This window comes from Hungatella sp. L36 (genome assembly GCF_014288035.1).
The window spans coordinates 591,488-611,502 of sequence record NZ_JACOPC010000001.1; the positions used below are offsets into that span (position 1 = coordinate 591,488).

The 20,015-nt window shown below is 48.7% G+C and carries 15 protein-coding genes; all 15 read left to right on the plus strand.

Translation table 11 applies throughout. The annotated features are described in order from the left end of the window. Positions 1-12: 12 nt before the first annotated feature. Entirely contained in the window at positions 13-1,239 is a 1,227-nt protein-coding gene (locus H8S80_RS02480; RefSeq protein ID WP_243007794.1) for a bacterial transcriptional activator domain-containing protein, read from the plus strand. 126 nt (positions 1,240-1,365) lie between these two features. Beyond that, on the plus strand, positions 1,366-1,830 hold the full coding sequence (locus H8S80_RS34090; protein ID WP_243007795.1) for a hypothetical protein: 465 nt from the start codon (positions 1,366-1,368) through the stop codon (positions 1,828-1,830). Positions 1,831-1,870: 40 nt separating this feature from the next. Then, positions 1,871-6,865, plus strand: a complete 4,995-nt coding sequence (locus H8S80_RS34730) for a vWA domain-containing protein (protein ID WP_147338517.1) — start codon at positions 1,871-1,873, stop codon at positions 6,863-6,865. Beyond that, the gene (locus H8S80_RS02495) at positions 6,858-7,517 is read left to right on the plus strand and encodes a hypothetical protein (protein ID WP_117630151.1); all 660 of its coding nucleotides are present in this window, start codon (positions 6,858-6,860) and stop codon (positions 7,515-7,517) included. Before H8S80_RS34730 ends, H8S80_RS02495 begins: the two co-directional genes overlap by 8 nt. Positions 7,518-7,519: 2 nt before the next feature. Next, positions 7,520-8,146 carry a BsaA family SipW-dependent biofilm matrix protein gene (locus H8S80_RS02500; protein WP_181987846.1) on the plus strand — a complete coding sequence of 209 codons (627 nt, stop codon included), beginning with the start codon at positions 7,520-7,522 and terminating at the stop codon, positions 8,144-8,146. A gap of 75 nt (positions 8,147-8,221) precedes the next feature. Then, positions 8,222-9,115 carry a BsaA family SipW-dependent biofilm matrix protein gene (locus tag H8S80_RS02505; RefSeq protein WP_117630153.1) on the plus strand — a complete coding sequence of 298 codons (894 nt, stop codon included), beginning with the start codon at positions 8,222-8,224 and terminating at the stop codon, positions 9,113-9,115. 31 nt (positions 9,116-9,146) lie between these two features. Continuing rightward, positions 9,147-10,100, plus strand: coding sequence for a BsaA family SipW-dependent biofilm matrix protein (locus H8S80_RS02510; protein WP_117630154.1), 954 nt, complete (start codon positions 9,147-9,149; stop codon positions 10,098-10,100). A 21-nt stretch (positions 10,101-10,121) separates the two neighbouring features. Further along, on the plus strand, positions 10,122-10,646 hold the full coding sequence (locus H8S80_RS02515; protein WP_117630155.1) for a signal peptidase I: 525 nt from the start codon (positions 10,122-10,124) through the stop codon (positions 10,644-10,646). Then, on the plus strand, positions 10,627-11,466 hold the full coding sequence (locus tag H8S80_RS02520; protein ID WP_117630156.1) for a BsaA family SipW-dependent biofilm matrix protein: 840 nt from the start codon (positions 10,627-10,629) through the stop codon (positions 11,464-11,466). The genes H8S80_RS02515 and H8S80_RS02520 overlap by 20 nt, the downstream gene beginning before the upstream one ends. A gap of 32 nt (positions 11,467-11,498) precedes the next feature. Further along, positions 11,499-12,458 carry a BsaA family SipW-dependent biofilm matrix protein gene (locus tag H8S80_RS02525; protein WP_117630157.1) on the plus strand — a complete coding sequence of 320 codons (960 nt, stop codon included), beginning with the start codon at positions 11,499-11,501 and terminating at the stop codon, positions 12,456-12,458. A gap of 70 nt (positions 12,459-12,528) precedes the next feature. Beyond that, on the plus strand, positions 12,529-14,121 hold the full coding sequence (locus H8S80_RS02530) for a BsaA family SipW-dependent biofilm matrix protein (protein ID WP_117630158.1): 1,593 nt from the start codon (positions 12,529-12,531) through the stop codon (positions 14,119-14,121). Positions 14,122-14,127: 6 nt separating this feature from the next. Continuing rightward, positions 14,128-14,940 (plus strand): class B sortase, encoded by an 813-nt coding sequence (srtB, locus tag H8S80_RS02535; RefSeq protein WP_117630159.1) that lies wholly within the window; start codon positions 14,128-14,130, stop codon positions 14,938-14,940. 176 nt (positions 14,941-15,116) lie between these two features. Then, a complete protein-coding gene (locus tag H8S80_RS02540) occupies positions 15,117-17,222 on the plus strand; it encodes an SH3 domain-containing protein (RefSeq protein WP_117630160.1) in 2,106 nt (701 codons plus the stop codon). A gap of 20 nt (positions 17,223-17,242) precedes the next feature. Beyond that, entirely contained in the window at positions 17,243-19,438 is a 2,196-nt protein-coding gene (locus H8S80_RS02545; protein WP_117630161.1) for a cadherin-like beta sandwich domain-containing protein, read from the plus strand. A gap of 168 nt (positions 19,439-19,606) precedes the next feature. Then, positions 19,607-19,993: a GntR family transcriptional regulator gene (locus tag H8S80_RS02550; RefSeq protein ID WP_038256689.1), complete on the plus strand. Its 387-nt coding sequence runs from the start codon at positions 19,607-19,609 to the stop codon at positions 19,991-19,993. Positions 19,994-20,015 lie beyond the last annotated feature (22 nt).

A 20,015-nucleotide genomic window follows, 5' to 3' on the forward strand; every position in this document is an offset into this window, starting at 1 on the left:
GAGGGAACAGAGATGGAGAACAGAATGTTTGGAACGATGGAGATTCGGATGCTGGGGGGATTTACCATATCTTACGATGGGCAGGAGATAGCCCTGGGACGCAGCAGCACAGCCAAATTTATTCAGCTTCTTCAGATCGTATGGCTCCATGGGGAAAAGGGCATCTCGAAGGAACAGGTGATGAACAGCCTTTATGACAGGGAGCAGGTTTCCAATATTAATAACAGTTTGAATAATCTGATTTACCGTATGCGCAGACAGATGGTGCAGGCCGGATTGCCGGAAGCCATGTATATCTGCAATCAGGACGGGCTCTGCGTAATCGATGAGTCGATTCCGGTAAATGTGGATGCAGCTGAATTTAAAAGATTGATGGAAAAAGGAAATCTTTCAGTTGGAGAGAGTGAAAAAGCTTCTTATTACGTGAAGGCGGCAAAGCTTTATCAGGGAGAGTTTCTGCCGGCGCTGTCCACGGAAACCTGGGTTATGATGGAAAGCCTTCAGTTAAAACGTGTATTTGAAACGTGTGTCAGGTGGCTGGGAGACTATTTAAAGAAGCAGAAGGATTATGAAGCGGCATACCGGCTCTATACGAGAGCGGCGAAGATCTATCCCTTTGACGACTGGCAGGTTCACCAGATTGACAGCCTGATCTGCCGGGGAGAATATAAGGAAGCGTACCGTCTTTATGATAAGACTGTGAAACTGTATTCCGATGAACTTGGAATCCCGCCGTCGGGTCCCATGCTGAAATGTTATCAGAGGATGAGCGGGAAATTAACCTGCTGTCCCAATGAGCTGCAGGTGATCAAGTCGGAACTGGAAGAATTTGAGGAGGAGGGAGGCCAGTATGGAGAGGGCGCATACTGCTGCTCTTATCCCAGCTTTCTGGATGCGTACCGTTTGATGAGCCGTATTATGGAGAGAAGCGGCCAGTCCGTTTTTTTGATGCTCTGTACACTGGTTGACTATGAAGGGAAAATGATTCAAAACCAGGAAAAACTAAAAAAACGCTCGGATCTCCTGAAGAATGCAATACAGCAGTCTTTGCGCCGCGGAGACGCTTATACAAAATACAGCAATTCTCAGTATCTCGTACTGCTGGTGGGAACGAAGCAGGAGGACTGCTCGGTGGTATACCGCAGAATTAACCGTAAATTAAAGGAACTGGCGGGGCCGAGAGCAGAACTGAGTTTTAACGTCACATCACTTTCCAACCTGCACAGGGCCCTGGATTAGAATAAAAGTATCCGCATATCAGAGGATACTTTTATTGCGTTCAGAGCAAAAAATACAAAATTTTCCATTTGCGTGATGGGTTTGATGATATGTGAATTGATAAAGTAGATACATAAGGTGATCAGTATGGAAAATATTAAGAGAATGATTTCAGCACCAAACCTGCTGAATATTTGTATAGACAGCAGTAAAAACGGAGAGTGCGGCGGACGAATCTGGTACTTGTATAAGAACTGGCCCGTCCCATTTTCAAATACTGTAGATTTAATAAAGAAGATGGATGGTTTTTTCGATACGTTGAATTACCCGGAGGCATCAACGGTAAGCCGGACATTTTATATGGAAGAGAAAAGCCGGAAACCGGAGGAGAAAAAGGAGGCAGTGGCGCAGATGGCTGTTCAGGAATTGTTGGAGAAAAAGGGCGATGAGGCTACATTTATTATTTACGTAAAGTACAGACAGAACGCAACCTGGCAGGGTGAAGTCATCTGGGCGGATAAAAAGAAAAAGAAGTGCTTCCGCAGCGCACTGGAACTGCTGAAAATGATAGACAGCGCGTTGGATCATGGAAAGATTGATACAGAAGGCTGAACGAAAGGGTCTGAGAAAGGCAGGAGTTATGATGAGTTTTGTGAATAGACAATTTTATGAAAAACATAAAAAACGCCGGCTGGAGAAGCTGTGGCGGCGCAGCCTGGCCTGGCTTCTGGCCGTTTGCATCTGTCTGGGAAATGTGAACATTGCTGCTTTTGCTGCGGAATCCGTGGAAACAGGAGGAACTGGTGCGACTCCCAGCAATGCAAAGAAAGAGAATTCTGCAACACCGAGCAACGCAGACCGTTCTGCATCGGAAATATGGCTTCCTGATGGAATGATGAAGGGAGCAGAGCTGTTAGAAGAAGCGGAACGGGCGGTTACGAATGATTACCGGTTCGATTTTAACAATTTAATGAAAATGATCGATGCAGGGAATCCGGACGAAGAGGATGACGAAGCGGAAGATGAATCGGATACCGGCAGCGCTGAGCGGTATAAGAAGTTATTTAAGGGATATGACAGTTTTACTCTGTTTTACGATAATGGAAAGTTTGGCCGCCTGGGAGGCGACAGCGAGGAAGCGTATGCATATATCCTGGTGCGTGTTCCAAAAGAAGCCTATCATGCTTATCTTACCGGAGAAGATTCCGTCAGGACCGCAACTGCTTCGGAGGCTGATGCGGCAGAAGGCGGCTACAAGTTAAAGGGGGATGAGGATATCATCTTCCTCTATGTAAATGCCGGTGAGCAGGATGTGTCCTTTTACTTGAATCTGGAGGATGTCGAAGCTGGTGAGGTGACAGTTCCAAACGCGGATGCGATTTGGGAAGAACCGGATAAGCCTGATAAACCGGAAGTGAGTCTGCCGGCTGAAGGCGGTGTAAATGGAACGCCGGCGGAAAGCCCGGATCCGGATACAGCGGCTGATCCCGGCAAAAATAAAGATGAGGCAAATCCGGAGAACCCCGCACCTGACCGGAATGAAGAAATTGGTGAAAATGAGGAGAGCGGGGGAGCGAAGGAAACCGGAGGGACGCAGGAGAACGGCGGAAAGGCGGAGGCCGGAGTGACGCAGGAGAGTGGCGGAAAGGTGGAAGTTGGAGGAACGCAGGAAAGTAGCGGAAAGGTGGAAGCCGGAGGAACGCAGGAGAGTGGCGGAAAGGTGGAAGCCGGAGGAACGCAGGAGACCGGAGGAAAGCAGGAAGCCGGAGGAACGCAGGAGACCGGAGGAACGCAGGAAGCCGGAGGAACGCAGGAGACCGGAGGAAAGCAGGAAGCCGGAGGAACGCAGGAGAATGGCGGAAAAGCGGAGGCCGGGGGAAAGCAGGAGAATGGCGGAAAACAGGAAACCGAAGTAAAGCAGGAGACCGGAGGAAAGCAGGAAGCCGAAGTAAAACAGGAGACCGGAGGAAAGCAGGAAGCCGAAGTAAAACAGGAGACCGGAGGAAAGCAGGAAGCCGGGGGAAAGCAGGAGAATGGAGGAAAGCAGGAAGCCGGGGGAAAGCAGGAGAATGGCGGAAAGTCGGAAGCCGGAGGAACACAAGAGGGTGGAGGAAAGCAGGAGAATAACGAAAAACCAGAAACTGGAGGATCGCAGAAAACCATCAATACTGCCGGAAATAAAGCTACATTTATAAACGCGGATACAAGCAATAGGAAAGAAAACTCTGAAGCCTCAGAAACGGAGAAATCGGCAGGAAATGATACTCAGAATCCTGAAGCGAAATCGAATGCCGCTGCTAAAACAGAGTTAAAGATTTCCAGTTCCAGACATAACGTGTTTACTTTAATGGAACCGTTGGCCGATGAGGAAGAACTGAATGAGTCTGAGGACGAGATGACCTTTGAAGAGTGGCAGGCGATGATAGGGGATGATCAGGACGAGGATGAGTATGATGACAGCGATAATGCGGTTTATGATGAGGAAGAGGGAATTATCCATTTAAGTCTGAATGTTCTTCCGGCAGCCGTGGCGGAAGTAAAGAAAGAACAGACAAAAAGAAATTTCTTCAGCAGAGCGCTATTTAAGGCACAGGATACTACAGAACGAGCGGTGCTGCAGGCGGGTGTTACCAGTGTAAGCAATTTAGTGCCGAAGGTTTCGGGGGCGCATAAGCAGATTGAATACCTGGGCGGAGATGATTACAGGCTGCATCTGGATATTGCGGGAGGCGGAACTCCGCTGGATATTTTACTGGTGATTGATACTTCAGGGAGTATGGCGTGGAATTTGACAAACGACAGTATGAACTTTAACGGAAATTCAAGACTGGATAAGATAAAAAAGCTGCTTGGCTATAAAAGTGGGCGAACAGAGGTGGATGGATTTATTGACAGTATTCTGGAGAAAAATTCAGAGAGCCGATTTGGAATTGTTTCCTTTGATCAAGCGGCGAATGCGAAATTGTCGTGGTCGAATAACTTAAGTAAGATAAAGGAAGCGGTGGGCAGCTTAACTGCTCAAAATGGAACCAACTGTGAGGACGGATTATGGGAAGCGTCTAAGATGTTAAAGAATGTTGAATCAGGCCATATTCCCTATATGATTTTTCTCAGTGATGGTCAGCCTACCTTTTACATGTCACAAGGCAAGTATGGAGGAGCGGATACATTTGAGGGTATTGATTCAAATGGTACAAGACGCGGCTCCGGTTATACGAATGAAGATTATACAAGTCAGACTATTTCAGCAGTTACCTGTAAAAATGGATTCAGAGAGTTAAACAGAGGATTGATTTCTTATGCTGTCAATATAGGCGGCGGTGCCAGCAATAAGTTACTAAATGCCATTGCAGAAGATCCGGGCAGAGTCATTACCGCAGCGAATGATACAGCACTGACATCAGCATTTACGGCAATTTTAGAGTCTATGGAATTAAAGAATGTAAAGATAACAGATACTCTTAGCCAGTGGGTTGAGCTGAAAGATCAGTCTCTCTCAAATGCGGTAGTTAAGGTGACGACAGATGGCGAAGAAAAGGTACTCGATCACAGTAAATACCGTTTGGGTTACGATAACCAAACGAGAACAGTAACACTGGATTTATCAAAAGCTACTTCCAATGGTATTTTTAACAGAGATGCAGCTTACAGTGTCTCTTTTGAAATAAAGGTCAGCGATAGTGCAAAAGACTATTATCATGAGACGGGTCAGTATCCCGATACGGGCGAAGATGAAACGGACTATGGGGGAAATACTACCAGCAGCGGCCAGCCAGGGTTTTTCTCAAATGACAGTGCCAAAGCAATCTGGAGCGGCAATACAGAAGGTTTTACATATCCCAGGCCAGTTGTGCAGGCTCCATATGAACCGGATTATCAAAAATACATTAAGGATAACGGCAATGGAACGTATGATCTGACTCTCAATGTAAGATCAACAGTAGAGTCCACAAGCAGCACAACGACAGAAAAAGTTCCGGCTGATATTGTGTTTGTACTTGATAAATCAGGAAGTATGGCACAATCAATGTCAGGTGGGGATAATCCTGCAAAAGGTAAATCCAGACGAGAACTCGTCAATGCGGCTGTAAAAAAACTTATCGAAAGTCTGGGCAAAAAGGGGTGCGATGTAAGATATGCGGGAGTGCATTTTTATGGAATTAGCTGGTATGGCCAATACTATGGAAAAGCAGATCAGGTGCTTCCCGCCAATGGGGAGAATGAGTGGCCAAGCGTAACAGACAAATATAGAACGGAATTAAACATTGAGAATCCTGTATTGGGAACTTATCCGTATCTGGGTCTGGAGAAAGCGATTGAATTACTGGGTACAGGATCAACGGCACACCAGGGTGCAGAAAACCTGAAACGATACATTGTGTTTTTGACGGATGGAGAGCCTTCAGAGGATGATGAAAAGGAAGATGCGACAAAATCCAAAGTTCAGCTTGAGAAGCTAAATAAGCTGGGCGATGTTACCTTTTTTGCAATTGGGTATTCTCAAGATGCGCTGAGTGAAGATGGTTATTTAAATATAATTGAGAACTATATGAAGACTTCAACACCAAATATCAAGACAAATTTCCTGCCAGCGGCTGGAGAAGGAGATACGGATCCCGTATTCAATGCCATTGAGAACGAAATTCTGAATACACTTCAGAAAAATACATATGGTGTGACCGGTGTAACAATTACAGATGAGTTAAGCGATTACGCCGATTTTGTTACGACGGATCCATCAAAAGTAACGATAGCCATCAACGGTAAGGCAATGACTGCTGAAGAGTATGGGAAAGCAGTTTCAAGCATAGCGATTTCTGAAAGAACCGGAGAGGCGCCGGCGAAAATTGTCGTAACATTTAAGGCAGACTATGAATTGAAAAAGGATGCTGTATACAGTGTAACATTTGGTGTGAAACCGACGGACAGAGCGTATCAGGACTACGCAGCCAATACAGCCGTGAATCCTGACGATCCCTATGGTGGAATCATGGGTGACAGGGGTACCGATGCTCCTGGCAATGATACCAGTTCCGGCAAACCCGGATTTCATACAAATGCGGAGGCGACTCTTCAGTATTCTGTAGGCACCTCCCATGGGACTCTGGAATACGATCATCCGGTACTTCAGGTAAGTGTCGGGAAGGTAAGACTTACAAAGATTGTCGATGGAGCCGCAGGAGATCCGGAGGATCAATTTCTCATCCATATGTACCAGGGGGATTCCAGTTATACGTCGGCTGCCTTGAAAAACGGAGAGATAAGTCCATATATCCCTGTTACGAAAAGCGGGGTATTCCGGATTGATGAATCGGTTCCCATGGAATATCGGAAGGCCGGGACATTCCTTGTGGTGAAGGATGCAAAAAGTGGTAATGTGGCAGACGGACGGCTGAACGGAACGGAAGTTACGGTGAATCCGGGTGATGATTTATTGATTGAGGTTCATAACGAATTCGGGCACAAACCGTATTTTCACGCGGCAGCAGCAGTAACGAATTATACCAATGGAAGCGCGGAGGTCCCCTTTAATCAGGAGGGACCGGTAAATACCTCACTTCCGGAATCACCGGTAGCAGCTGCCGTAGATCCGGGGGAACGGCGTGTGGCAATCAAAATATTAGAGGAGGATGAGAGGCTTGCCTGAGAAAAAACGAAATATTGTAAAAATAATGAGTCTCGTCTTTCTTGTGATTGCGGCTGTTGGAATCGGAGTTACGGGAGCAAGTATCAGCCACAGAATGGAGCTGACGAACCAGATTCGAACACCGACGGTGAGTGTGGAGGTTCGTGAAGAGGTTGGATCGGTAGAGGAAGGACTGAAGACAAAAAAAGTAAAGTTTGAAAATACAGGTAATGCAGATGTATTCCTCCGCGTCTCATACGGTGAGACATGGACTTATCAGGAAGGGGAGCAGCGTATGATTCTTCCCAATGAGCCGGAGGGAAAAGAAGCTGCTGTAAAAAATTGGAATACAGACGGAAGCTGGCAGGAGGGCGGAGATGGCTGGTTCTACTATACAAGGGTTTTAAAACCGAAGGAAAGTACGCCGTATATACTGACGGCCGTAGATTTTAGAAGAACTGCGGAACTGTCTGACCAGCGTTACCGCACAGCTGGGTACGAACTGTATTTCCGAACAGAGACGGTGCAGGCCAGCGACCAGCTGGAGGCTGCGTTGGACGCGGTGGGAGCCGTATTCGAAACCAGCTTTCAGGTGAAAGATCAGAGGCTGACAACGGAGCTCTGGAAGAGCAGCAAAGATTCGTTATTACTTGACTGGAGAGGAGGAAACTGATTTTGAAAAGGAAATCCCTAAAATTAGCTGTTATCCTCGCAGCCTTTGTCCTTTTAACAGGGATAGGAGGAAGCTGGGCCAGCTATAGTAATACGGTACAGATCAGAAATCCCCTTGCAACAGAAAAGAGTGGTGTGGAACTGGTAGAAAATTTTAATCCCAACAGCACATTCCTTCCGGGAGAAACCGTTGAGAAGAAGCCCTTTTTCCGGAACACAGGCGAGTTGGATTTGATTCTTCGGGTTAAGGTTTTAGAAAGCTGGAAGGACAGCCAGGGGAATCCCGTGACGACAAATCCGCCGGATACCGAAAAAGTGAGCAAAAACTGGACAGATTCGTGGAAAACAGACTGGTTTCTAGTCGGTGATTATTACTACTATAAACATGTTTTGAAGAAATCCGGATCAGAAGGAAGTGTGACGGAAGATATTTTAAAGAGTCTGACACTCAGCCCGGAGGTGAGCAATGATCATCATGACTATGATTACAGCGGCCTCGTCTATGAACTGAAGTTTACGTCAGATGCAGTACCTGCGGACAGTCTTTCTCTGGATAGCTGGAGCGGACAGATTAACGGGGAAAATACGAAGGGGATTGCCTTTGACTGGAAGGGACTTCTCGCACCGTAAGAATGAAAGGTTTGTTATCAAAGGCGGTTTTATCCGTCTGCAAGATAAAAAGGAAAATTCAGGAGGAAAATCATAATGAAAAAGAAAAACGTATTAGCTTTGGCAGGGGTACTGGCCGTTTGTGCAGTTGGAGGAACCATGGCGTATTTTAATCAGACCATGGAGGCAGAGAACGTATTTGATACAGGAAAATATGGCAGCACCATGGTGGAGGATTTTAAACCGTCAGAGGGCCAGAATTGGGAGCCGGGTGCAACCGTAAATAAGGTGGTTAAAGTAGTCAATACCGGAAATTTACCGGTTGTAGTACGTGTAAAGATGGATGAAAAATGGATCAATAAGGATAAGGATACGTTAATCAAAGAAGTCAGCACGGCAAAAGCGGCATCTGATGCTGCGAAGGCAGCTGGCGTGGCTGGAGCGAACCAGTTGGTAACGGTTTATCAGGGAGATCCGGAGGATGGACAGTGGGCAGTCGATGATTCCGTAGTAAAGAAAGCATTGAACGAATCCGGGAAATGGATCTACCGTGAAGAAGATGGCTATTACTACTATGCCGATGAATTAGGAGCGGGTGATCCGACCGAAGCGTTCCTGGAGTCAGTAACACTGATTGAGAATGCGGATATGGGACAGTATGCCAAAAAGAAATACTATACGTTTGATGCAGATGAAGCAACGGAAAACTGGGTGGAGTTTCCGACCAACAGTAAGGGTGAATACGTATCGGAAAAAGATTTGAAAGCAGAAATAGGAGAAGAGAATTATGCTAAAATACAGCATTTCAAATCGGATATTATACCTGGGGCAAATCCTGGATACAGCAATGCCGACTATACGCTGACCATTACAAGCCAGACCGTACAGGCGACAAAGCAGGCAGTAAATGCAGTTTTCGGAAATAACAGTGAATTTACACTTACAGGAACAAGCTGGTCATTGAGAGATGAGACGGTCGGCAATCAGTAATTATTGAAAAAAGGAACAGGAGGAATTACATATGAAATTAAATAAGAAAATATTTGCAGTAAGTGGTCTGGCGGCACTGGCAGTGGTTGGCGCTACATGGGCTTACTTCAATCAGTCAACATCCATTACGAACCCGTTGAGCACAGGAACTTATGCAACCTCCATGGTTGAGCGGTTCACCCCTAAGACAGATTGGCAGCCGGGCGTAACCGTTGACAAGTGGGTCGCAGCAGAGAATACCGGCGATTACGATGTGCTGGTACGTGTAAAAATGGATGAGTCATGGACGAGAAAGAGCGAGAGTAAGCCGTTCGCTACGATTAAGAGTATTAACGGAGTACCTTTTACAGACGTGGATGCGGAAAGCCTTCTGGCTATGCAGTATGATGGAAAGGCCTTCTCGGAGGACGGAGCCAGAGACGGCCTGGTACCGGCCTATGAAGCTGTCTCGGATGATGCCGCTTTTGATGCACAGGATCACACGGTTGTGTATAAGAATCTGGACGCAGCAAACTGGGAATATCATACCGACGGTTACTGGTATTATAAGAAAGTATTGCCGGCAGCTGCGAAAGCTGCCGATGGCAAGGCAGTTGCCTCCACAACAGAGACTCCGCTTATGACTGCAATTACGCTTGCTAAGAACGTAGATACCGGTAAGTATACAGACGGAACACTTCTGGATTATGCAGTAACAGAAGAAGGCGATAAGAGTAAGATTGCAGATGATGTCTGGAAATCAAGCGGACTCTCTTCTTTAACAGATATCTATGATAAGAAATTAAGTGAGGCTGAGAAAGCGGAGATTGATGCAGGGAGAGAATATCTCTGGAGCCGTTCCACATCGAAGACAGAGGATGGTCTGGAGGGCTACTCTGATGCCAACTATGCATTAAATATCACGACAGAATTCATTCAGGCGACGAAAGACGCGGTAGAGAGCGAATGGGGAACAAATTTACCCGTTTCAGGATTGTTACAATAATAAACCCAGCAGGGAGATACCATGAAAATAGTAAAAGGATTGGTCGGCATAGCATCCGGGATCGTTTACGCCTGTATTCTCTGCTATCTGCTGATCGCCTCACCAATGATCGCCGGATACAAACCGGTTGTAGTACTCAGCGGCAGTATGGAGCCAACGTACCATGTAGGAAGTGTAATTTACTATAAACACACCGCTTTCGCCAATATCCAGGTAGGTGACACCATCACATTCCGTGCAGGAACGGATGGTATGGTAACCCACAGGGTGACATCGAAGAGTGAACTGTCAAGAACCTTTACGACAAAGGGAGATGCAAATCCAAGCGAGGACCCCTCTCCTGTGGAATACTCGAATGTAATTGGTAAAGTTCTGAAATTCAGCGTTCCATATGCGGGATACTTCGTAGCATACAGCAAGAATTTTACAGTAATCGGTATGATGGCTGGTATTATCATACTGAATATAATTTTAGACAGCCTTTTCCCCAAAAAGAAGAAGGAGGAAGAAAGGACAGAGAATAAAAATGAGGAGAAACTATCGTAAGGCAAGACAAATAGTTTCCCTGGGAGCACTGGCCGTTGTTCTGATTATTGGCGGTACCCTGGCCTATTTTAATCAGGATTTGTCAGCCTCCAATGTATTTCTGACCGGCAAATATGATACAGACCTCCATGAGGAATTTAAGCCTCCGGGAGACTGGCAGCCGGGGGTGGAAATTCCAAAGAAGGTCGACATAAAAAATAAAGGAAATGTAGATGTTGTGGCAGTAGCCAGGATGACAGAGAGCTGTGTGCGAAAAGAGGATGTCTTCATAACGACCTATGAAACGGTGGATGGCCGGAAGACAGAACGCCAGGAAAAGGTAGCATCGAAAGGTGATGTGCTTCCTTTGCAGTTTGAAGCTTCAGATGGGACGCAGCAGGAATTTGCTCTGAAGAATTTTGGCAGTGATGTCGTGCCGTATGCAGAAGCGAAATCGCCCGAAGAGTATCGCAACAAATGGGTTTACACCTACGATGAGAACAGTAAGGCGTATTACTTTATCTATATGGGGCTGATTGAAGGCGGAAATACTTCGCCCGGTCTTCTTGAGAGTGTTACCATGAATCCCAGGGCACAGGCAACCGTAACACATACGAAGCTGGTATCGGATTACGATAAGGAGAATAAAAAAGACCGATATACATTCTCTTATGATACGAATTCGTTTGGTTACGACAGTGCGGAGTATCGGCTGAATATTACGGCAAAGACCGTCCAGGCCACAAAGGACGCGGTTGACGAAGTGCTTACAGGGAACCGGGAAATGGTTCCGGAAAACTTTGATAAACTGGCTGCTTCTTTAAAAGAGATGTGCCGGTGAGAACAAGATGAAAAAGAAAGAGGATAAAAAAGATGAGAAAAAATAAAAAAGCATTCATGGGCCTCGCCGCCCTTGCAGCAGTAGCCGTAATCGGAGGAACCTGGGCATACTGGAACCAGGATTTAAGCGCGGTCAACGAGTTTGAAACAGGCAAATACGATACGGACATTACCGAGACCTTTACCCCTCCGGCTCCTGGCGAATGGGTTCCTGGCGTAGAGGTGGAGAAAAAGGTAACCGTTACCAATAAGGGCGACGTAAAACTGGCGGCTCTCGCAACCGTTAATCAGGTATGGGTCAGAACCGAGGATGTAATCGATACGGATGACGAGAACGAAGGCCAGCCGATTCCTCCAGAGGCAGGAGAATATTTTGACCTGATGTTCCAGAACGGTGATGCGATGGAATACGCTTCGATTGTAAGCTGGGGCAGCGAAGTGGTGGCGCTTGAATCCGTAAAGGATGCGGCAGCAGGTATGGGCATTACAGCAACGGTAAGCGGTCTTGACGATACAGCAGCAGCTGGAAAATGGGTGATGGTAAACGCAGTGAATACGAAGGATACAGACGGAAAAGAAACAAACTCCGACGGAAAAGGCTTTTCTGACGTACAGTTTATCTACAACGGAATTGTTGAAGCAGAGGGAACCGACGGCAAAGATGCAACCCCCTTGCTGTTAGAGGGCGCTACTTTGAATAAGGCCATCAATACGACCATCACCGCGAAAAAGACAACCACCTCTGTCGATGAAAACGGAAATACGGTAACCAGGACAGAGACTACAAAGAATGCAGCCTCTGGTTATGACAGTGCGAAGTATACCATGACAATCAATGCCACCACCGTTCAGGCGACAAAAAGTGCGATTGAAGCGATTTTCGGCGCTAAAAATATAAACAAGGACCAGATTGATGAATTCCTTGCTGTAAATGGAAATCATCTGATGGCGGAAGAACTGCCGGCAGAGACGAATGAAACCGTACAGCCATAATCCGGTGAGCGGTGGAGGCCCCTGTTATCAGGCCCCTGATTTTAAAGCAGCAGACAGGAGATAGAGAGATATGAGGAAAGGCGGACACAAATTATTAGGGCTGGCGGCGCTGGCATCACTGATGCTGATCGGTGGGACGTGGGCGGCATGGACTCAGGAGATAACGGCAGGCAATGAGTTCATGCCTGGGACCTATGAGACCTCTCTTGACGAAAAGTTCACTCCTCCAACGGACTGGTCCCCGGGTACGGAACAGGAAAAAAGGGTCCGGATCAGCAATAAGGGGACCGTTCCGGTGATGGCTAAGGCTGTTATTACGCAGAGCTGGATTCGCAGGGAGGATGTCTATGCCACACGGTTAAACGCTTCCGGTGATGTTGTGCAGGAGCCGGTGGCACCTTTCAAAGGCGAAGCGTTTCCTCTGACCTTTCAGACGGATGAAGGTGAGGAGTATGCCTCTATCCCTAATTTCAATAAGAATGCAGTGGTACTCCTGGACTCCGGAAAGACGGCGGACAGCTCGCTCAGCCTGGGGCTTTCGGCGGTCAGTACCGTGGACGCGGCCAGAGGGAAATGGCTTCTGTTGAATGAAGTGCCGGACGCAAAGGGCCAGTACACGCTTTATTACATGGGAATCATCGAACCAGGCAGTTCTACGCCGGAATTTCTGGAAAGCGTGACGCTGAACCGGAAACTGGGAAGGACGATTACCGGAAAAGAAACCCGTTTTATCAAAATGGAGGACGGTTCCACAAAGAAGGTTACCATAGACAGCGTCAACGCCGAGTTTGGATATGACTCTGCCAAATACACCATGGACATCAAGGGCTCCACCGTGCAGGCGACGAAGGCGGCTGTGGAGGAGATCTTCGGAACGGGAGATGAGACGCTTGCCTATCTGGCCGGCCAGGTGGCGGAAAGCGGGATATTTGAATCCGCCGAGGTGAAGACCCTGAAATTTGAGGAGTCAAACGGCAGGATGGTATACGTTCCATACAGAAGTGAGGAAGGAGCCGAGACGGGCAACTGGTTCATGAGCTTTACCGACATGGTTCCGGGCGGAATCTATAAGGATAAGCTGTCCATAGAAAATGCTTCGAAAAAGAAATACAGACTCTATGCACAGGTGGTCCCGAGAGAACAGGATACAGTCAAAGCCCAGCTTCTGGACTTAATTACTATGAAAGTATACTATCAGGGGACACTGATTTACGATGGAAAAGCTACGGGAGCGTCTCTCATTACCGAGGAAGGACTGAACCGGGCGGTTCCGCTTGGAACCTATGCCTCCGGGGATAAAGGAGTCATCGAGGTTGAGTTATCGCTCGATCCGACGCTTAAGCTGGGAGACGGAAGAAGTGAGAAGTATGCAGGAGTTCTGACGAAGGTTGACTGGAAATTCATGGTGACCGAGGTGAAAGCTCCTGATGGAGGCGGCTCAGACAATCCGGGTAAGCCTGATCATAATACAGTCGTTACCATTCCCGACAGCCCGGTTCCGGCAGGCGACTTAACGGTAATTGAAGACAGTCCGGTGCCCCTTGCCCTGATTCCAAAGACCGGAGATACCACACCCTTAATCCCAATGATTGCGACAGTCATCGGAAGCGGTATCGCCTTACTGTACCTGGCCGAAAGGCTTCGAAGGAAAAAAGAAGATTAAACCGATATGAAAAGAAGAGTATATCAGATTTTATTTCCAGTGATATTGGCCGTGTTCCTGATTTCGTCCGGATTCCTTGTGAAAACACTGTATGAATACCGGAAAGCAGAAGAGGAATACGCAAAAATAGCCGGGCAGACGGTAAAAGTGCTGCCCGGCACTTCTTATAATAAGAGTGCGGATAATAAAAGTACAAATAGTAAAAATACAAATAGTAAGAATACAGAATCCGTGGATTTGGAGCGGATTCTGGTGATTGATTTTGACAGCCTGCGGCAGACAAATCCTGATATAACCGGATGGCTTGATATTCCAGGGACATCGATCAGTTATCCGGTGGTCCAGGCGCAGGACAATGCCTTTTATCTGAGCCACGGAGTCGGCAGGCAGAAAAGCGGATCGGGCGCTGTGTTTATGGATTACAGAAATGAGGCCGGTCTTTCTGACGATAATACGATTCTCTATGGCCATAACATGCACAGCGGCTCGATGTTTGGCGGTCTGAGAAAATACAGGGATTCCGAGTACCGGGAAAGCCGGCCGTTCGTTGATTACTACGTGCCAGGCCTGCGGATCCGTTATGCCGTCTATGCCTGCTATGAAGAGGAGGCCGAAGCGGAAAAGTATTCCGTGAAATTCGGCGGTGAAAGCGAAAAAGAGGCATTTATCTCCGATGCAGTCGAAAAATCACTTTATGCTACAGGAATTGTTCCCGATCCGGCCAGCCATACGATGATGCTCTCCACGTGCACGGGAAACGGATATACCAGGAGATGGGTCGTACAGGCGGTCGAGCAGGAGCGCCTGCCGCTGGAATAAGACGGAATAGCGTCTCCCCAAGAGTTTGAAGATTTTCTTACAAATACTGCCAATTGTGTGAACTTTTCGTGTTGAGGTTGACACATGGCAGTATTTGTCATTATAATAAATTGAATGCTAAATTTACATAAATTAGTATAATTGGAAAAATACTGAGGACATGTTGGGAGAGACAGATGAGGAGATATAAAAAAGCTCGTAAAATGGCGGCTTTACTGGCCAGTGTCCTGGTGATTGATTCCCTTGTGGGATACGTTTCACCGCACATAGAGAGTATGGCATACATGGAGAGGTCGGCGACGGTTAACGCTTCTTCGCTGAATGTGAGGAGCGGTCCTGGTACGACCTATTCTATCGTTACGAAGCTGACCAGCGGGGCGGCAGTAACGGTTATAGATGAGAAGACGGCCTCAGACGGCGCGTTATGGTATCAGATCCGGGTTAAGGGCTCAGGAGGAACTGAGACGACCGGATATGTTTCAAAGAGTTATTTAAAATTCCCGGTTTCCTACACGAGTGACGCCGATTTTGAGGCGTATTTAAACTCGGAGAGATTCCCGGAGAGCTATAAGGTGAGGCTGCGTGAGCTTCATGCGCAGTACCCGAAGTGGGTATTCCGGGCTCAGCATACGAACTTGGACTGGAACACGGCTGTTAAAGAGGAGAGTCAGGTGGGACGCAACCTGGTTCACACAAACAGCATGTCTTCCTGGAAATCCATCGCGGATGGCGCATTTAACTGGGACAGCAGTACATGGCCCGGCTTCGACGGAAGCTCCTGGGTGGCGGCATCCGAGGATATTGTAAAGTATTACATGGATCCGAGAAATTTTCTGGATGAGACGAATGTTTTTCAGTTCCTTACCCATACATACGACAGCAACAGCCACACGGTGGAAGGACTTCAGACCATGGTAAAGGGATCCTTTCTGGCCGGTACCGCGGCAGGCGGCGGGAGCTCGTCTCCGGGAGGCAGCAGCAGTCCGGGCGGCAGCGGCAGTTCGGGCGGCGGTGATTCTTCCTCGTATGGTCCCGGTGTTTCCGGCGGAGGGCCGGGGGTTAATCTTCCAAGTAACGGAGGGTCTTCTTCTGGTTCAGGAGGATCTTCATCTGGTTCCAGCGGCTCCGGTACAGTCGAGAGCGCCGCTCCCAGCAAGGGCAGTACGCCGGGAGTCAGCCAGGAATCGCCTCACGCTTCCATCACACCGAACACGCCGCGCGTGCTCATGGAATACGGCCCGGGAGTCAGTCTGACCGGTCCTTCGGCAGATAACAGCAGCGGGTCTGTGACACCGAGCGGCAGCACCAACTATGTGGATATTATTATGAACGCCGGAACCCAGTCGGGAGTCAATCCCTACGTTTTGGCTGCTATGATTATCCAGGAACAGAGTTCAAGCGGAACCGGCGGCAGCATTACCGGAACAGAAGCAGGCTATGAAGGCTATTATAATTTCTTTAATATAGAGGCATATCAGTCAGGCAGTATGTCTGCCGTACAGAGAGGGCTCTGGTGGGCGTCTCAGTCAGGCAGCTATGAGAGACCATGGAATTCCCCTGAAAAATCAATTTTGGGCGGAGCTCTTTATTATGGTAATAATTACGTAAAAGTTGGACAGGATACATTTTATCTGAAGAAATTCAACGTACAGGGGAATAATCTCTATAAGCACCAGTATATGACGAATATACAGGGCGCGGCTTCGGAGGGGGCGGTCTATGCGAAGGCATATAACGACGAGATGAAGCAGACTGCGCTGGAGTTTAAGATACCGGTCTATAACAACATGCCGGATAACGCGTGCAGCCAGCCGACTACAGACGGCAATCCGAATAACAAGCTGTCGAATTTAAGCGTGGATGGATTTGTTATGACGCCAACCTACAACAGAGATACTCTGGAGTACAACTTAATTGTCGATCCTTCCGTTTCCAGTATTACGGTCAATGCCAGTGCCATCGATGGAAAGGCAACCGTGAACGGTTCCGGAACAATCCAGCTGCAGAGCGGCGCCAATGATGTGCGGATCGCCGTAACGGCCCAGAACGGCAGTGTCAGAGAGTACGTGGTTCATGTGGTTCGTCAGGATAACGGACCGACGTATTCCTCCTCTGTCGGAGGAAGCACCGGCGGAAGCAGCGGTTCATCGGCAGGCCCGGGCGGCGGAGAAGTAGGCCCTGGCGTAAGCAGCGGACCGGGCGTATCGGATCCGTCTTCCGGCGGCAGTGCGGGAACACCAGGCGGAAGCAATATCTCAATCGCTCCGGATGGTTCTAACTAAACGTAAGTAAGGAGATTTCTATGAAAATAAAACTGAAACGACTGATGGCCGGCCTGATGCTGGTCTGCATGCTGGCAGTTATGGGACCATTCGGACAGATGGTCTCCTGGGCTGCCAATACAAGAATTGCATTTTCCGACCCATCGGTCATGGTGGGCAACGAAGTGACGGTAACGATGAAGATTACCAGTGATTCCGCGTTGGGCAAGGCGGATGTCATGCTGGCCTACGATTCGGCCGCACTGGAATTTATAAGCGGCAACGGCGCGAACGGGGGAGCCGGAGCGTTGAAGCTTCAGGACACCACGGACGCTGCCGATCAGAAATCCTTTAGCTTTACTTTGAAGTTTAAGGCTCTGAAGGCGGGAAACACACAGATTTCCGTGACGTCCCAGGAGATTTACGATGCGGATTCCCAGATCGTAACGGTGGATAAGCAGGGCGGTTCCACTGTCAAGGTGACTTCCCCGGCCTCCTCCTCCAAGGATGCCGCGCTCAAGTCTCTGAAGATATCACCAGGCGAGCTGACTCCGGAATTTTCACCGGAGGTGGATAGCTACACGGCTTCCGTGGATGGCAGCACCGCAGATTTAGTCGTGAACGCAGTGGCGGCTAATGCAGGCGCCAGTGTGACGCTTCAGGGTGACAAGGGCTTAAAGGCCGGAGAGAATCAGGTCGTGGTCAACGTTACGGCAGAGGATGGCCAGACCGTTAAGAACTACACAATCGTAGTGACGAAGGCGGAAGGCGGTGAGACGACACCGGGCGGAAGCAGCGGAGCGGACGTATCCGCAGAATTTGGTGATGCCGCTGTGACGGTGAACGGTACGGAATATAAGGTGGCGGCTTCCTTCGACGAGTCAGCACTGCCGGAAGGCTTTGAAGCGAGCACCTATGATTATAAGGGAACGGAAGTTATGGCCGGAAAGGGTCTTGAAAAAGATCTGACTCTCCTGTATCTCCAGGATGCGGGCGGAAACGGCGGCTTCTACATCTATAACGCAGAAGCAGATTCCTGGTCACAGTTCGTCTCTGTGGAGACAAGCTCCAAGGCGATTGTTATCGTGCCGCTTGATGCGGGTATAACGGTTCCGGAAGGCTTCGAGGAACGACAGATCGATATCGACGGAATCCGTGTAACCGGCTGGGTACCGAAGTCTGAAGGCGATCCGCAGTACTGTCTGTTCTATGCGATGAACTGGAACGGAGAGAAGAACTTCTACCGGTATGATTTAACGGAAAAGACGATCCAGCGGTATTACGCTTCCGGCGTTTCCATGGATTCTTATAACAAGATGAAAGAGGATTACAACAGCCTCGTCCGCGATTATAACCTGCAGCGGTATATCTTAATTGGTGTGGGTGTGCTGGCATTTATCCTTCTGATCGTGATTATCGTCCTTTTAAAACGGGGCGGCAATGGTTCTGACGGAGGTTTCCGGGAAGAACGGCGCGGCAGAGATGAGGTGCCGGAAGGCTTTTTCACAGAACCGGAGAGCCAGGCAGGCCGTGTGCGCCGCTATAGCCGTGATGAGTTTGAAGGGGACGGGGAAGTGCCTCTGAAGGCACAGGAAGAACCGGAAGATGATGATTTCGAGATGGAAGACAGCCTCGATGATATGGAGAAGAAGCTGTCGGCCCATCTGGCGGAAGAAATAGAGCGGGACACAGCCGGACCGCAGAGAACCGCAAGAGAACAGACACCGGTCCGGCAACAGCCGAATGCAGCACCGCGTGTGACGCAGGAACCAGGACAGGCTGTTAGACCACAGCAGGAGAGCCATGCTGGCAGACCGCAGGCAAACGCTGCACAGGCAGGAAGAGTGCCGCAGGCGAATGCGGGGCAGGCAGGAAGGCCGCAGGCGAATGTAGGACAGACAGGAAGACCGCAGGCGAATGTAGCGCAGGCAGGAAGAGCGCCGCAGGCGAATGCGGGGCAGGCAGGCAGGCCGCAGGCGAATGCAGGACAGACAGGCAGGCCGCAGGCCAATGCTGTGCAGGCAGGAAGGCCGCAGCAGAATGCAGGAGAGGAAGGCAGAACGCAGCAGAATGCGTCCAAGACAGGCGGACTACAGGCTAAACCGGGACAGTCAGGCAGACCGCAGCCAAACGCCTCCCATGCGGGCAGACCGCAGCCGTCCAGACCGGATCCGGCAGTGCGGTATCCGGAGATGGAAGATGAAGATGATTTTGAATTCATGGATCTTGACGACTAAGCAAGATAACAAATGACGGGCAGGACTGCTTCTGGAAAAAGAAGCAGTCCTGTTGTTGTTCTTTCGGTTCTTTTTAAGGAATGTCCGATGTAAATATATTACATATTGAAAAAATAAGTCTTGTGTGCTATTATGTGTATAACAGATATAACGAAAGATGGTGAGTATATGATATTGCAAATCGATTTTAACAGTGATGAGGCAATTTATATCCAGCTTCGGAATCAGATCATTATTGGAATTGCCACGGAAACGATAAAGGAAGGGGATCCCCTGCCCTCCGTGCGCCAGATGGCTGACAATATAGGAATTAATATGCACACGGTGAATAAGGCGTACTCTGTCTTAAAGCAGGAGGGCTTTGTTAAGCTGGACCGCCGCAAGGGGGCGGTCGTGGCCCTGGACGTGGATAAGATGCGTGTCCTCGATGAGATGAGGAGAGATTTAAGCGTCGTGTTGGCCCGCGGGATCTGCAAGAATGTTACCTGTGACGAGGTGCACCAGCTTGTGGATGAGATTTTCATGCTGTTTTCCAGAGGTCAGAAGGAGGAATAGCTGCTGCTGTCTGCTCCCTGCC

What these genes read in the sequence shown, in the direction of transcription:
- H8S80_RS02530 (WP_117630158.1), top strand. Translation starts at nt 12,529, where the DNA reads ATGAGGAAAGGCGGACACAAATTATTAGGGCTGGCGGCGCTGGCATCA.
- H8S80_RS02505 (WP_117630153.1), top strand. Translation starts at nt 8,222, where the DNA reads ATGAAAAAGAAAAACGTATTAGCTTTGGCAGGGGTACTGGCCGTTTGT.
- H8S80_RS34090 (WP_243007795.1), top strand. Translation starts at nt 1,366, where the DNA reads ATGGAAAATATTAAGAGAATGATTTCAGCACCAAACCTGCTGAATATT.
- H8S80_RS02520 (WP_117630156.1), top strand. Translation starts at nt 10,627, where the DNA reads ATGAGGAGAAACTATCGTAAGGCAAGACAAATAGTTTCCCTGGGAGCA.
- H8S80_RS02540 (WP_117630160.1), top strand. Translation starts at nt 15,117, where the DNA reads ATGAGGAGATATAAAAAAGCTCGTAAAATGGCGGCTTTACTGGCCAGT.
- H8S80_RS02545 (WP_117630161.1), top strand. Translation starts at nt 17,243, where the DNA reads ATGAAAATAAAACTGAAACGACTGATGGCCGGCCTGATGCTGGTCTGC.
- srtB (WP_117630159.1), top strand. Translation starts at nt 14,128, where the DNA reads ATGAAAAGAAGAGTATATCAGATTTTATTTCCAGTGATATTGGCCGTG.
- H8S80_RS02510 (WP_117630154.1), top strand. Translation starts at nt 9,147, where the DNA reads ATGAAATTAAATAAGAAAATATTTGCAGTAAGTGGTCTGGCGGCACTG.
- H8S80_RS02480 (WP_243007794.1), top strand. Translation starts at nt 13, where the DNA reads ATGGAGAACAGAATGTTTGGAACGATGGAGATTCGGATGCTGGGGGGA.
- H8S80_RS02550 (WP_038256689.1), top strand. Translation starts at nt 19,607, where the DNA reads ATGATATTGCAAATCGATTTTAACAGTGATGAGGCAATTTATATCCAG.
- H8S80_RS02525 (WP_117630157.1), top strand. Translation starts at nt 11,499, where the DNA reads ATGAGAAAAAATAAAAAAGCATTCATGGGCCTCGCCGCCCTTGCAGCA.
- H8S80_RS02515 (WP_117630155.1), top strand. Translation starts at nt 10,122, where the DNA reads ATGAAAATAGTAAAAGGATTGGTCGGCATAGCATCCGGGATCGTTTAC.